This window comes from Nonomuraea candida, from assembly GCF_000725485.1.
Taxonomy (GTDB): domain Bacteria; phylum Actinomycetota; class Actinomycetes; order Streptosporangiales; family Streptosporangiaceae; genus Nonomuraea; species Nonomuraea candida.
In genome coordinates this window covers 61,518-74,076 of record NZ_KL647033.1, presented here as the reverse complement: position 1 = coordinate 74,076, position 12,559 = coordinate 61,518, and the positions used below count along the sequence as shown (strand labels likewise).

At 72.1% G+C, this 12,559-nt stretch carries 15 protein-coding genes and 1 pseudogene; 9 read left to right on the top strand and 7 right to left on the bottom strand.

Annotated elements, in window-relative coordinates; all coding sequences use genetic code 11:
• Positions 1-236 precede the first annotated feature (236 nt).
• From IO39_RS58625 to era, 7 genes and pseudogenes are all read left to right on the top strand, one after another.
• Positions 237-572 (top strand): annotated as a pseudogene (locus tag IO39_RS58625) (PhoH family protein); the annotation flags it as partial.
• Entirely contained in the window at positions 569-1,045 is a 477-nt protein-coding gene (ybeY, locus tag IO39_RS48330) for an rRNA maturation RNase YbeY (protein ID WP_043640553.1), read from the top strand. The pseudogene IO39_RS58625 and the gene ybeY, both read left to right, overlap by 4 nt.
• A complete protein-coding gene (locus IO39_RS48325) occupies positions 1,042-2,337 on the top strand; it encodes a hemolysin family protein (RefSeq protein ID WP_043640550.1) in 1,296 nt (431 codons plus the stop codon). Before ybeY ends, IO39_RS48325 begins: the two co-directional genes overlap by 4 nt.
• Positions 2,338-2,671: 334 nt before the next feature.
• On the top strand, positions 2,672-3,304 hold the full coding sequence (locus tag IO39_RS48320; protein ID WP_157549915.1) for a hypothetical protein: 633 nt from the start codon (positions 2,672-2,674) through the stop codon (positions 3,302-3,304).
• Positions 3,305-3,314: 10 nt separating this feature from the next.
• On the top strand, positions 3,315-3,626 hold the full coding sequence (locus tag IO39_RS48315) for a cytidine deaminase-like protein (protein WP_043640546.1): 312 nt from the start codon (positions 3,315-3,317) through the stop codon (positions 3,624-3,626).
• Positions 3,627-3,628: 2 nt separating this feature from the next.
• A complete protein-coding gene (locus IO39_RS48310; protein ID WP_043640543.1) occupies positions 3,629-4,111 on the top strand; it encodes an NUDIX domain-containing protein in 483 nt (160 codons plus the stop codon).
• Between the two features lie 17 nt (positions 4,112-4,128).
• Entirely contained in the window at positions 4,129-5,037 is a 909-nt protein-coding gene (gene era, locus IO39_RS48305; protein ID WP_245642693.1) for a GTPase Era, read from the top strand.
• A gap of 100 nt (positions 5,038-5,137) precedes the next feature.
• Here era and IO39_RS48300 read toward each other — a convergent pair whose 3' ends face one another.
• The 7 genes from IO39_RS48300 to IO39_RS48270 all read right to left on the bottom strand — a co-directional run bounded on the left by IO39_RS48300 (position 5,138) and on the right by IO39_RS48270 (position 10,283).
• Entirely contained in the window at positions 5,138-5,608 is a 471-nt protein-coding gene (locus tag IO39_RS48300; RefSeq protein ID WP_043640538.1) for a hypothetical protein, read from the bottom strand.
• An 80-nt stretch (positions 5,609-5,688) separates the two neighbouring features.
• Positions 5,689-6,459 (bottom strand): urease accessory protein UreD, encoded by a 771-nt coding sequence (locus IO39_RS48295; RefSeq protein WP_084774760.1) that lies wholly within the window; start codon positions 6,457-6,459, stop codon positions 5,689-5,691.
• 50 nt (positions 6,460-6,509) lie between these two features.
• The gene (gene ureG, locus IO39_RS48290; RefSeq protein ID WP_043640537.1) at positions 6,510-7,184 is read right to left on the bottom strand and encodes an urease accessory protein UreG; all 675 of its coding nucleotides are present in this window, start codon (positions 7,182-7,184) and stop codon (positions 6,510-6,512) included.
• A gap of 16 nt (positions 7,185-7,200) precedes the next feature.
• A complete protein-coding gene (locus IO39_RS48285) occupies positions 7,201-7,971 on the bottom strand; it encodes an urease accessory protein UreF (protein ID WP_043640534.1) in 771 nt (256 codons plus the stop codon).
• Positions 7,971-9,680, bottom strand: coding sequence for an urease subunit alpha (locus tag IO39_RS48280; RefSeq protein ID WP_043640532.1), 1,710 nt, complete (start codon positions 9,678-9,680; stop codon positions 7,971-7,973). The genes IO39_RS48285 and IO39_RS48280 overlap by 1 nt, the downstream gene beginning before the upstream one ends.
• A complete protein-coding gene (locus IO39_RS48275; protein WP_043640529.1) occupies positions 9,673-9,984 on the bottom strand; it encodes an urease subunit beta in 312 nt (103 codons plus the stop codon). The genes IO39_RS48280 and IO39_RS48275 overlap by 8 nt, the downstream gene beginning before the upstream one ends.
• Positions 9,981-10,283: an urease subunit gamma gene (locus tag IO39_RS48270; protein WP_043640526.1), complete on the bottom strand. Its 303-nt coding sequence runs from the start codon at positions 10,281-10,283 to the stop codon at positions 9,981-9,983. Before IO39_RS48270 ends, IO39_RS48275 begins: the two co-directional genes overlap by 4 nt.
• Positions 10,284-10,502: 219 nt before the next feature.
• Here IO39_RS48270 and urtA point away from each other — a divergent pair, with 219 nt between their 5' ends.
• Positions 10,503-11,681 carry an urea ABC transporter substrate-binding protein gene (urtA, locus tag IO39_RS48265; protein WP_052424323.1) on the top strand — a complete coding sequence of 393 codons (1,179 nt, stop codon included), beginning with the start codon at positions 10,503-10,505 and terminating at the stop codon, positions 11,679-11,681.
• The gene (gene urtB, locus IO39_RS48260; protein WP_043640973.1) at positions 11,681-12,529 is read left to right on the top strand and encodes an urea ABC transporter permease subunit UrtB; all 849 of its coding nucleotides are present in this window, start codon (positions 11,681-11,683) and stop codon (positions 12,527-12,529) included. The genes urtA and urtB overlap by 1 nt, the downstream gene beginning before the upstream one ends.
• Positions 12,530-12,559 lie beyond the last annotated feature (30 nt).

The window sequence follows — 12,559 nt, the reverse complement described above, 5'->3', positions numbered from 1 at the left end:
GAGGCCGGCAGGTCCATCACCGCCACGACGCGCACATCCTCGACATCCGGCTCCCCGAAGGCATCGAGCCCTTCCGCCTGACGCGGAAGGCGGAGGTCTACAGAGCGCACGGCGGCGGTCGCCCCATGCGCTACGTGGACCGCATCGAGCCGCGCGGCACGGCGGAGTGCGTGTGCATCCAGGTGGCGGCGGAAGACTCGTTGTACGTCACCGAGGACTTCCTCCTGACCCACAACACGCTCAACGACGCCTTCATCATCCTCGACGAGGCGCAGAACTCCTCGGCCGAGCAGATGAAGATGTTCCTGACCCGGCTGGGGTTCAACTCCAAGATCGTGGTGACCGGTGACGTCACGCAGGTCGACCTGCCGTCCGGCACGGTGAGCGGGCTGCGGGTGGTGCAGGAGATCCTCGACGGCATCCCCGACATCCACTTCGCCCGGCTGACCAGCTCCGACGTCGTGCGTCACAAGCTGGTCAGCGAGATCGTCGACGCCTACGGGCGCTACGACGCTTCGCAGCAGGCGCAGGAGCCGAAGGCCATTCAGCAGCGGGGGAAGCGGCGGCCATGAGCATCGAGATCAACAACGAGTCCGGCGTGGGGGTCGACGAGGAGAGCCTCGTCGCCCTGGCCAGTCACGTGCTCGGCGAGATGGGCATCAACCCGCTCGCCGAGCTGTCCATCGTGGTGGTCGACGAGGACGCCATGGCCGAGCTGCACGAGAAGTGGATGGGCGAGCCGGGGCCGACCGACGTGCTGGCGTTCCCGATGGACGAGCTGCGTCCCGGCGGCGGCGCGCGCGGCGAGTCCGAGGGGCCCGCCGACCCGGCGCTGCTCGGCGACGTCGTGCTCTGCCCGCAGGTGGCCGCCCGGCAGGCGGAGGAGGCGGGTCACAGCACGGCCGACGAGCTTGAGCTGCTGTGCACCCACGGCATCCTCCACCTGCTCGGTTATGATCACGCCGAGCCTGAGGAGCACAAGGAGATGTTCGGACTGCAGTCCCGGCTCCTCGAGTCGTGGCAGGAGGTGCGCAACCCGCGGTGAACGCCTGGTTGTTGTCGGCCATCGCCCTCGTGGTCATTGGTGGCCTGATCGCCAGTGCGGAAACGGCACTGACGCGCATCTCCAGGGTGCGCGCGGAGGAGTACACCCGCGAGGGCAGGCGAGGGGCGGCGCGGCTGCAGGCGATCGTGACCGATCCGCCGCGCTACCTCAACCTGCTCCTGCTGCTGCGGCTGAGCTGCGAGCTGGTCGCGACCGTGATCGCGACGCTGCTGTTCATCGATCTCATGCACGACCAGGGCTGGGCCTACGTCTGGGCCGCGGTCGTGATGATCGTGATCAGCTACGTGGTGGTCGGGGTGATGCCCCGCACGCTGGGGCGTCAGCACGCCGAGCCGGTGGCGCTGGCCAGCGCCCCCATCGTGTACGGCCTGACCCGTATCTTCGGCCCCCTGCCCAAGCTGCTCATCCTGCTGGGCAACGCGCTCACGCCCGGCAAGGGCTTCCGCGACGGCCCGTTCACCTCCGAGGCCGAGCTGCGTGACCTGGTCGACCTGGCCGAGGAGCGCCGGGTGATCGAGCCGGACGAGCGCGAGATGATCCACTCGGTGTTCGAGCTGGGTGACACGCTGGTGCGCGAGGTCATGGTGCCCCGCACCGACATGGTGTTCATCGAGCGCGGCAAGACCATCAGCCAGGCGCTGTCGCTGGCGCTGCGCAGCGGGTTCTCCCGCATCCCGGTGCTGGGGGAGAACGAAGACGACGTCATCGGCATCGCCTACCTCAAGGACATCGCCCGCAAGATCCACGAGGCGGGCGAGGGCGGCGGCAAGGACACGGTCGAGTCGATCATGCGGACGGCCGCCTACGTGCCGGAGAGCAAGCCGATCGACCAGCTCATGCGGGAGATGCAGGCGCGGCAGATCCACATGGCGATCGTCATCGACGAGTACGGCGGCACCGCCGGCCTGGTCACGATCGAGGACGTCCTGGAGGAGATCGTCGGGGAGATCACCGACGAGTACGACCAGGAGGCGCCCCGCGTGGAGGCCATGCCCGACGGCGGGATGCGGGTGACGGCGCGCATGCCGGTGGACGAGCTGGCCGAGCTGTTCGACACCGAGATCGAGGTCGACGACGTGGAGACGGTGGGCGGGCTGCTGGCCCACGCGCTGGGCCGGGTGCCGATCGCGGGGTCGCAGGCGGAGGTGGCCGGGTTGTCGCTGACCGCCGAGACGCTGGCGGGGCGGCGCAACCGCATCAGCACGGTGGTGGTGCGGCGGGTCACGCCACCGCAGGACGCGGTCGTGTCCGCCACCGCCGAACGCGACTGAGCCGCGCGCATCTCCCGGGTGCGGCAAAGGTGGCGGAAGCCGCAAGTGTTCTACAAGCGGTCTGCAACCGGCGTCCGGCACTCTTTTCTCACGACATCCAGTGCGGTGGGTGTCACAAGGGGAAACAGTCCGAAGGCCGGGTGGGGTTCGCGGCCGGAGGACGATCCTGGGGGGACGACAGCGTCCCGGCCTGCTAGCCCGGTCGGACGCTGCTCGGCGTAAAGGGTGTTCTCGTCCGGAAAACCGGAGGGGAACACCCTTTTTGCGTGTTGGTAGACACTCCGGTGGATTGCCGCATTCGTCTCTTGGGGAGGCAACACTCCAAGGGGGGATCATGAAACGAAAACCTGGGATCATCTCTTGTGCGCTGGTGGCCGGCCTCCTGGCGGGATGCGGAGGAGGGGGCGCGGAGAGCTTCCTCGACGCCCGGGCCATGGCCCAGTTGCGCGAGGCGCTCAGCAAGGAGCCGCCCCTGCCGGACGGCTTCACGGCGCGCCCGGAGCAGGCGTGGCGGATGCCGTTCGGGCAGGCGGACAAGGACTGCAGGGCCGTGCTGGAGCCGGCCGGCGGGCGGGCGCCCGGGCAGGCGCTGACCGCGCAGGCGGCCGTCAGCTATCAGGGCGACGGGCTGGGGGAGCAGGCCGGGGTGGGGCTGGCCAGGTATGCGAACGAGGAGGCCGCGGGGCACCTCGCCGACCTGGCGGAGGCGATGGGGGCCTGCCGCGCCGTGCGCACCTCCAGCGGCACCGACCTGCGGCTGCGCCCCCTCACGGTACGCGGCGCCGGCGACGAGTCCGTGGCCGGGCGGTTGAGCGGACGGCTGAACGGTTACCCGTACGCGATGGACGTCGTCCTGTCCCGTGTCGGGGACACGCTGGTGTCCGTGGTGCACACAGGGATGAACGACGTGGACGCCGCGCGTACCAGGAAGGTGGTCGAGGCGGCGATCTCCATGGCCACCGCCTAACCTGTAGTGCGTGAATCCTGAAGACAGCAAGATCATCACACTGGCCCGTGCCGCGCGGGCGCGCAACGGCTCCGCCGAGGGAGCGGCCGTGCGCGACGAGACCGGCCGCACCTACTCGGCGACCAACGTGGCCCTGTCCGCGCTGACGCTGTCGGCGGTGCAGGTGGCGGTGGCCATGGCGATCTCCAGCGGCGCGCGCTCCCTGGAGGCCGTGGCGCTGGTGAGCGAGGGCGATCCCGCCCCCGGCGACGAGGCCGTGGCGGCCGAGCTGGGCGTCGCCAAGCTGCTCGTGGCCGGCCCCGACGGCACTCTGCGAGGCTGACCATGCCGATGTCGCCGTTCCTGGCGAGGCTCCGGGAGAAGGTCGGGGGCGACCTGATCATGCTGCCTTCGGTGGCCGGGTTCGTGTTCGACGACACCGGCCGGCTGCTGCTGGCCCGGCACGGCGACGTCGGGCTCTGGGGCGCCCCCGGCGGGGGCGTCGACCCCGACGAGCGGCCGCAGGACGCGGTGGTCAGGGAGCTGCGGGAGGAGCTCGGCGTCCGGATCGAGGTGCGGGGCCTGATCGGCGTGTACGGCGGGCCCGAGTTCCGCACCCTCTATCCCAACGGGCACGAGGTCGGCTACGTCATCGCCGCCTACGCCTGCGTGCTCGCGCCCGGCTCGCCCGCGCCGCAGCCCGACGGCGTGGAGATCAACGACTTCCGCTGGGTGCCGGAGCATGAGGTGGCCGGGCTGAGCACGACCGCCTGGACGCCCGGCGTGGCTCCCCGGGCGTTCGCGTGGTGGCGTGAACACGCTCGATGATGGGACACAATGCAGAGGTGACTTCGCCAGACAACCATCGCGCCGGATTCGCCTGTTTCGTGGGGAGGCCGAACGTCGGCAAGTCCACGTTGATGAACGCCCTGGTCGGCACGAAGGTGGCGATCACCTCGTCCAAGCCGCAGACGACCAGGCGCGTCATCAGGGGCATCGTGCACCGGCCCGACGCCCAGCTCATCATCGTCGACACCCCCGGCCTGCACCGGCCGCGCACGCTGCTCGGCGAGCGGCTCGACAGCCTGGTGCTGTCCACGCTGACCGAGGTCGACGCGATCGGCTTCTGCGTCCCGGCCAACGAGCCCATCGGCAAGGGCGACCGGTTCATCGCCGACAAGCTGGCCGCGGTGAAGAAGACGCCGGTCATCGCCGTGGTGACCAAGTGCGACCTGGCGACCAAGGAGCAGGTCGCCGAGCAGCTGCTGGCGGTGTCGCAGGTGGCGGAGTTCGCGGCGATCGTGCCGGTGTCGGCGCAGTCGGGCGAGCGGCTCGACACGCTGGCCGACGTGCTGATCGAGCACCTGCCGGAGTCGCCGCCGCTCTACGAGGACGGCCGGCTCACCGACGAGCCCGAGCAGGTGCTGGTGGGCGAGCTGATCCGGGAGGCCGCGCTGGAGGGCGTGCGCGACGAGCTGCCCCACTCCATCGCCGTGGTCGTCGACGAGATGTTGCCCCGGGAGGGGCGCGACGACCTGCTCGACATCTACGCCCACCTGTTCGTCGAGCGGCCCTCGCAGAAGGCGATCGTCATCGGGCACAAGGGCGAGCGGCTGCGCGAGGTGGGCACCAAGGCCCGCAAGCAGATCGAGGCGCTGATGGGCACGCGGGTCTATCTCGACCTGCGGATCAGCGTGGCCAAGGACTGGCAGCGCGATCCCAAGCAGCTGCGCCGGCTGGGCTTCTACGACTGATCCCGCCGGCCCCGCGCCCTGCTGGCGGAGGGGGTCAGGAGCGGCGGGACATCGCCGGCAGGGTGATCCCGCCGGTCCCGCGCCCGGTCGCGGACGGGGGTCAGGAGCGGCGGAACAACGCCAGCAGCGACAGCAGGACGATCGCCGTCGCGCACGCCAGCGCGGCGAACCAGCCGGCCCTGATGACCGGCTCGATCGACAGCAGGTCGCCCAGGTCGACGGAGATCCGGTCGCGCATCCCGCCGCTCTCGGTCACGAACATCAGCAGCACCGCCAGCGCCGCGCCGCCCGGCACCACGGCCAGCGCGGCGAGCCTGGGACGCGACATCGCCCCGGCCAGGCCGCAGCCCAGCGCCGCCAGCCCGGCCACCAGCGCGTAGACGCCGAACACGTCGTCCACGCCGCGCACGTCACTGGCCACCCCGCCGCCGATGAGGCTGCTCGTCGCCTGCAGCCCCGCCCACGGCAGGACGGCGCAGACCGCGAGGAGCGCTCCGGCGGCGGCGACGGCCAGGGCATATCCACGGCGGGCTCTCGGGCGGGCGGGCGTGGGCATGAGGTCGTCGGCCACCCGATCACTGTATGCCGGGCGGGGCGGCCCCACCACCGTACGCAACGGAGTCGTCACCTAAGCCGCGGCAACGTGCGAGCTTACGGCGCCGCGCTGCCGGGTCGCCGGCCTGTCGCGAGGGTTTCGCCCCATTCCAGGCGGGAGCGGAGCTGGACCGCGTCGGACGCCAGCGCCGAGACCAGGGTGCCGGGGGCGGCCAGGGGCAGGACCGCGACGCCCTCGGCGACGGCCGCCTCCTTGGCGGGGGTGGTCAGGAAGGTGGTGCCGACGCAGCGGGCCCCGCCGTACATGGCCGGGGAGGCGCCGAGGTCCGGGTCGCCGGCCGTGAACTCCTGCCGCAGCACCGGCAGGCCGTCGCGGGTGGCGTCGAAGCGGGCGTGGCAGCGTCCGGACGCCTCGCCGTGGCGGCCGAAGACGATCTCCTCGCGCCACAGCACGTCCGCGTCCGCGGCCAGGTCGAGGCGTACCAGGAGGCGGTGGTCGCAGCCGGCGGCCAGCACCGTGGGCTCCGGCGCGAAGCGCAGCGTGGCGCCCGCGCCCACCCGGGCGGTGACCAGCAGCTCGGACCGGCCCGTGCCGGGCAGGACCAGGGTGGCCGCGACCGAGGCCAGCTCCAGCGTGGTGTGCGGGGCGACGTCCAGGTCCAGGGCCAGGCGGTCGCCGCCGAGCGGGCCCGCCGCGGTGGAGACGAGGTGGACGGTGTGCGGGCCCGTCTGGCGCAGCGTCAGCGGGGGCGCGGAGGCCAGCCGGCTCACCACCGTACGGCCGTCCGCGGCCCGCGCGGTCGCCACGGCGGCCTCGGCCCGTATCCCGCCGCCCGCGGTCGGGGACGCGGCCCGCGCGGTCGTCACGGCGGCCGCGGCTCGTATCCCGCCGCCCGCGTGAGGAGGCCGGTGGGGTGTCACGCGACGGGGGAGGCGTGGGTGTGGGGCCAGGCGCGGACCTGTTCGGTGACCCAGGCGGCGACCGTGGCCGCGGTGGGCTCCTGGCGGATCGAGGTGAACAGGACCGGCCGGTCTCCGCGTACGGCCGCCGCGTCGCGCGCCATCACCCCCAGGTCCGCGCCCACCATCGGCGCCAGGTCGGTCTTGTTGACCACCAGCAGGTCCGCCGTCGTGACGCCCGGGCCGCCCTTGCGCGGCACCTTGTCGCCGCCCGACACGTCCAGCACGAAGATCTGCCGGTCGGCCAGCCCCCGGCTGAACGTGGCCGTCAGGTTGTCGCCGCCGCTCTCGACGATCACCAGGTCCAGGGGGCCGAACCGGTGCTCCAGGGTCTCCACGGCGTCGAGGTTGGCGGCGATGTCGTCGCGGATGGCGGTGTGCGGGCAGCAGCCGGTCTCCACGGCCAGGATCCGCTCCTGGTCGAGCACGCCCGCCCGGCGCAGGAAGTCGGCGTCCTCGGTGGTGTAGATGTCGTTGGTCACCACGCCCAGCGAGAGCGACGGGCCCAGGGTGCGGCACAGGGCCGCCACCAGGGCCGTCTTGCCGCTGCCCACCGGGCCGCCCACGCCGAGGCGCAGCGCCCGGCCGCGGCCGTCGGGGGCGTGGTGGTGGTCGTCGTGGTTGGCGCCCATGCGGGAGTCCTTCCTGTCAGGAGATGAAGAGCCGGACCTCGGCCTGCGCGTGCTGCTCGGCGAGGAGGTCCAGGGCCGGAGCCGAGTGCGCGGGCAGCGCCGCCCAGCCCTGGAGGGCGGGGGCCGGGCTGCCCGCCGGGCAGTCCGGGGCGGTGCCGCAGGTGGCGGCGCCGCAGGTGGCGGCGGTGCCGGAGGTGGCGGCGGTGCCAAAGGTGTCGGTGGCGGTCACTGTGGTGACGGCGGTGAGGTCGGGGGTGAGGTCGGCCAGCAGGGCGTGCACGGCCACCGGGTCGAGGCCCAGGAGGCGGACGGCGGCCGTGGCGGGGCCGGTGACGGAGTGGTAGGCCGCCGCCAGCGCCGCCTCCTCCGGGGTGGCGCCCGCGACGTGCGCGGCGGCCCCGAGGGCGATCGGGTGGTGCGGGCTGGCGACGGCGGCGGCCAGGTCGTCCAGGAGCGCCGCCGGCCAGATCCGGCGGGCGACCCTGAGCAGCAGCCTGCCCTGGGTACGCGAGGCGTCCCGCTGGGCGGGCGCGGCCGTCCTGGCGTCCACTTCGGCGTCCAGCGCCTGCCACGCGTCCCGTCCGGCGCGCGGGGCCTGCGCGCAGGCGGCGGCCGTCAGGGCGGCGGCCAGGGCGCCGGCCGTGTGCAGGCGGCCCCGGAGGAAGGACGCCAGCGAGGGCACGTCGTGCACCGCCCCCGTGGTGACGGCGCGTTCCACGCCGCCCGAGTGGGCGTGGCCGCCGGCCGGGAGGCGGGAGTCGGTGAGGAGCAGCAGGGACGGGTGCATCAGAACAGGAAGTACCGCTGGGCCATGGGCAGGGTGACGGCGGGGGCGGGCTCGATGAGGTCCCCGTCGACGCGGACCTCGAAGGTGTCGGGCGCGACCTCGATCCGGGGCAGCGCGTCGTTGAGGGGCATGTCCGACTTGCCGCGACGGCGGACGTCCGCCACGGGCGCCAGCCGCCGCCGTACCGCCAGGGTGTCCGCCAGCCCCGACTCCAGCGCGAGGGGAGAGACGAAGTGGAGGGACGTGGCGGCGGCGGTGACCGGCGAGGCGCCGAACATCGGGCGGGGCAGCACCGGCTGCGGCGTCGGGATGGAGGCGTTGGCGTCGCCCATCTGCGCCCAGGCCACCACGCCGCCCTTGAGCACGAGGTCGGGCTTGACCCCGAAGAAGGCCGGGTCCCACAGGACGAGGTCGGCGAGCTTGCCGCGCTCGACGGAGCCGACCTCGGCGTCCAGGCCGTGGGCGACGGCGGGGCAGATCGTGTACTTGGCGATGTACCGGCGGGCGCGCAGGTTGTCGGCCGGGCCCTCGCCCAGCGGGCCGCGGCGGCCCTTCATGACGTGCGCCGTCTGCCACGTACGGATGATCGTCTCGCCGATCCGGCCCATCGCCTGCGAGTCGGAGCCGATCATCGAGATCGCGCCCAGGTCGTGCAGCACGTCCTCGGCGGCCATCGTCGTCGGCCGGATGCGCGACTCGGCGAAGGCCAGGTCCTCGGGGATCGACGGGTTGAGGTGGTGGCAGACCATCAGCATGTCGAGGTGCTCGTCGAGCGTGTTGACGGTGTGCGGCCGGGTGGGGTTGGTGGAGGAGGGCAGCACGTTGGGGTAGGAGGCGACGCGGATGATGTCGGGCGCGTGCCCGCCCCCGGCCCCCTCGGTGTGGTACGCGTGGATCATCCGGTCGCCGATCGCCTTGAGCGTCGACTCGACGAAGCCGGCCTCGTTGAGCGTGTCGGTGTGGATGGTGACCTGCACGCCGGTGGCGTCGGCCACGGTCAGGCAGGCGTCGATGGCGGCGGGCGTGGTGCCCCAGTCCTCGTGCAGCTTGAAGCCCGAGGCGCCGGCGCGCAGCTGTTCGAGCAGGCCCTCGGCCGAGACGGTGTTGCCCTTGCCGAGCAGCGCGACGTTCAGGGGGTAGGCGTCGAGCGACTCCAGCATGCGGCTCAGGTACCAGGTGCCCGTGACGGTCGTGGCCTTGGTGCCCTCGACCGGGCCGGTGCCGCCGCCGACGATCGTGGTGACGCCGGAGGCGATGGCCTCGTCGAGGAGTTGCGGGCAGATGAGGTGGACGTGCGAGTCGACGGCCCCGGCGGTGAGGATCTTGCCGTTGCCGGCGAGGATCTCCGTGGACGGGCCGATGACGATGTCCACGCCGTCCATGGTGTCGGGGTTGCCGGCCTTGCCGATGGCGTCGATGCGGCCGTCGCGCAGGCCGACGTCGGCCTTGACCACGCCCCAGTGGTCGAGGATCACCGCGCCGGTGATGACCAGGTCGGCGGCGCCCTGCGCGCGGGTGGTCCTGGCCTGGCCCATGGACTCGCGGATGACCTTGCCGCCGCCGAAGACGGCCTCGTCGCCGGGGCCGGCCGGGCCCATGGACAGGTCCTCGGTGACCTCCACGAACAGGTCGGTGTCGGCCAGGCGGATCCGGTCGCCGGTGGTGGGGCCGTACAGGGCGGCGTAGCGGGCGCGGGAGATCTCAGCCATCCAGCGGCCCCGCCCACTCCGGCCGCAGGCCGGGCACCACGCGGGCGCCGGCCAGCGGCACCAGCGTCACGTCGCGCTCGACGCCGGGCTCGAACCTGACGGCGGTCCCGGCGGGCACGTCGAGCCGCATTCCCCAGGCCGCCTCCCGGTCGAAGTCCAGCCCCGGGTTGGCGGCGGCGAAGTGGTAGTGGGAGCCCACCTGCACGGGCCGGTCGGCGGTGTTGACCACGCGCACGGTGACCCGCTCGCGCCCGGGGTTGAGCGTGATCGTCCCCTCGGGGTGGACGTACTCGCCGGGGATCACGGGATCGGCCGGTGGACGGTGACCAGTTTCGTGCCGTCGGGGAACGTGGCCTCGATCTGCACGCTCTCCAGCAGTTCCGGCACGCCCTCCATGACGTCGGCCCGGCCGAGCACCGACCGTCCGGCCTCCATCAGGTCGGCCACGCTGCGCCCGTCCCTGGCGCCCTCCATGAGGAACGAGGCGATGATGGCGGTAGCCTCGGGGTGGTTGAGCCGCAGGCCCCTGGCCCGCCGCTCGCGCGCCACCCCGGCGGCGACGTGGATGAGCAGCCGCTCCTGCTCGTGTGAGGTAAGCCGCATGGCCGGACCCTAGAAACCGGCCGTTTCGGAGCTGTTGCCATGACATGTCGGATGAGTTTCGCGCCGTGCCGATGAACGCTCGGTGAACACGTGCGCGTTCGGCAATGGCCAATTAACACCCGGGATCTTCCGGCGAAATGTCACGGAGTCACCTTTCTCGCAGAACCGGTCGGCAGGAAAGGAACTCCTGTGCGCATCCCCCGTCCGCTTGTTTCCGCGATGCTCCTCCTGGCCCTGACGGCCTGCGGAACCGACGCCGAATCCGCCGCCCAGTCGAACGAGATCAAGGTCGGCCTCCTGCACTCGCTCAGCGGCACGATGGCCATCAGCGAGGTCACCGTGCGCGACGCCGAACTGCTCGCCATCGACGAGATCAACAAGGCCGGCGGCGTGCTCGGCAAGAAGCTGGTGCCCGTCGTGGAGGACGGCGCCTCCGACTGGCCCACGTTCGCCGAGAAGGCCACCAAGCTGATCAGGCAGGACAAGGTGGCCGCCGTCTTCGGCGGCTGGACCTCGGCCAGCAGGAAGGCGATGCTGCCGGTCTTCGAACGCCACAAGGCGCTGTTGTGGTATCCGGTGCAGTACGAAGGGCTGGAGAGCTCGCCGTACATCTTCTACACCGGCGCCACCACCAACCAGCAGATCATCCCCGGCCTCGACTACCTGCGGGAGCAGGGCAAGAAGCGCCTGTTCCTGGTGGGCAGCGACTACGTCTTCCCGAGGACCGCCAACAAGATCATCAAGGCGTACGCGGCCGCGAACGGCATGGAGATCCTCGGCGAGGAGTACACCCCGCTGGGCCACACCGAATACTCCACCCTGGTCAACAAGGTCACCCAGGCCAGGCCGGACGCGGTGTTCAACACGCTCAACGGCGACAGCAACGTGGCCTTCTTCAAGCAGCTCAAGAGCGCCGGCGCCACCGCCGAGAGCATGCCGGTGCTGTCGGTGAGCATCGCCGAGGAGGAGGTCACCGGCATCGGCGTGGACAACATCGCCGGCCATCCGGTCGCGTGGAACTACTACCAGACCACCGAGACGCCGGCCAACGAGGCGTTCGTGCAGGCGTACAAGGCCAAGTACGGCCAGGACAAGGTCACCTCCGACCCCATGGAGGCCGGCTACAACGCCGTGTACCTGTGGGCCGAGGCGGTCAGGAAGGCGGGCACGACCGAGGTCGAGGCGGTCAGGAAGGCCGCGCCGGGCATCGCGCTCGAACGCCCCGAGGGCCTGGTCACCATCGACGGCGAGAACCAGCACCTGTACAAGACCGCCCGCATCGGCGTCATCCAGCCGGACGGGCTGATCAAGCAGGTGTGGGACTCGGGCGAGCCGATCAAGCCGGACCCGTACCTCAAGGGTTACCCGTGGGCGGCCGGCCTGGCGGGGGCGAAGTGATGCCGGCCTTCGTCAACCAGCTCCCCATCGGGCTGTCGATCGGGGCGGTGCTGCTGCTGATCGCGCTCGGCCTGACGTTCACGTTCGGGCAGATGGGTGTGATCAACATGGCGCACGGGTCGTTCATCATGGCCGGGGCCTACACCGCGTACCTGATCGGGGACCTGCTCCTGGCGCTGCCGGCGGCGTTCCTGGTCGCCGGGCTCATGGGGCTGGTGCTGGAGCGGGCCGCGATCCGGCACCTGTACGCCCGGCCGCTGGACACGCTGCTGCTCGCCTGGGGCGTCAGCCTGGTGCTGCAGCAGCTCGCCCGCGACCTGTTCGGCGCGCCCAACGTGCAGGTGCCCGCCCCGGCGTGGCTGGCGGGCGGGATCGGCATCCTGCCCTACAACCGGCTGTTCATCATGGCGCTGGCGGTGGCCGGCGTGGTGGCGGTGTGGGCGTACCTGACGCGTACCGGGCTGGGCCGCAGGACGCAGGCCGTGGTGCAGAACCGGCGGCTGGCCGCCACCAGCGGGATCGACACCGGCCGGGTGGACATGCTGACGTTCTTCATCGGCTCGGGGCTGGCCGGCGTGGCGGGCGTGGCGGTCACGCTCATCGGCCCCGTCGGGCCGGCGCTGGGCGAGGTCTACATCGTGGACGCCTTCCTCGTCGTCGTCGCGGGCGGGCTGGGGCAGCTGCGCGGGGCGGTGCTCGCGGCCGTCGGGCTGGGGCTGCTGAACTCCTACGCCGAGTTCTGGTCGGACGCCTCGCTGGCCAAGGTGATCGTCTTCGCCGTCATCATCGCCTTCCTGCAGATCCGGCCGCAGGGCATGTTCGTGCTGCGTTCGCGGGTGCTCACATGATCCGGCCGCGGGGGACGTCCATGCTGCGCT

What these genes read in the sequence shown, in the direction of transcription:
- ybeY (WP_043640553.1), top strand. Translation starts at nt 569, where the DNA reads ATGAGCATCGAGATCAACAACGAGTCCGGCGTGGGGGTCGACGAGGAG.
- IO39_RS48320 (WP_157549915.1), top strand. Translation starts at nt 2,672, where the DNA reads ATGAAACGAAAACCTGGGATCATCTCTTGTGCGCTGGTGGCCGGCCTC.
- IO39_RS48310 (WP_043640543.1), top strand. Translation starts at nt 3,629, where the DNA reads ATGCCGATGTCGCCGTTCCTGGCGAGGCTCCGGGAGAAGGTCGGGGGC.
- ureG (WP_043640537.1), bottom strand. Translation starts at nt 7,184, where the DNA reads ATGGGCGCCAACCACGACGACCACCACCACGCCCCCGACGGCCGCGGC.
- IO39_RS48285 (WP_043640534.1), bottom strand. Translation starts at nt 7,971, where the DNA reads ATGCACCCGTCCCTGCTGCTCCTCACCGACTCCCGCCTCCCGGCCGGC.
- IO39_RS48280 (WP_043640532.1), bottom strand. Translation starts at nt 9,680, where the DNA reads ATGGCTGAGATCTCCCGCGCCCGCTACGCCGCCCTGTACGGCCCCACC.
- IO39_RS48270 (WP_043640526.1), bottom strand. Translation starts at nt 10,283, where the DNA reads ATGCGGCTTACCTCACACGAGCAGGAGCGGCTGCTCATCCACGTCGCC.
- urtA (WP_052424323.1), top strand. Translation starts at nt 10,503, where the DNA reads ATGCTCCTCCTGGCCCTGACGGCCTGCGGAACCGACGCCGAATCCGCC.
- urtB (WP_043640973.1), top strand. Translation starts at nt 11,681, where the DNA reads ATGCCGGCCTTCGTCAACCAGCTCCCCATCGGGCTGTCGATCGGGGCG.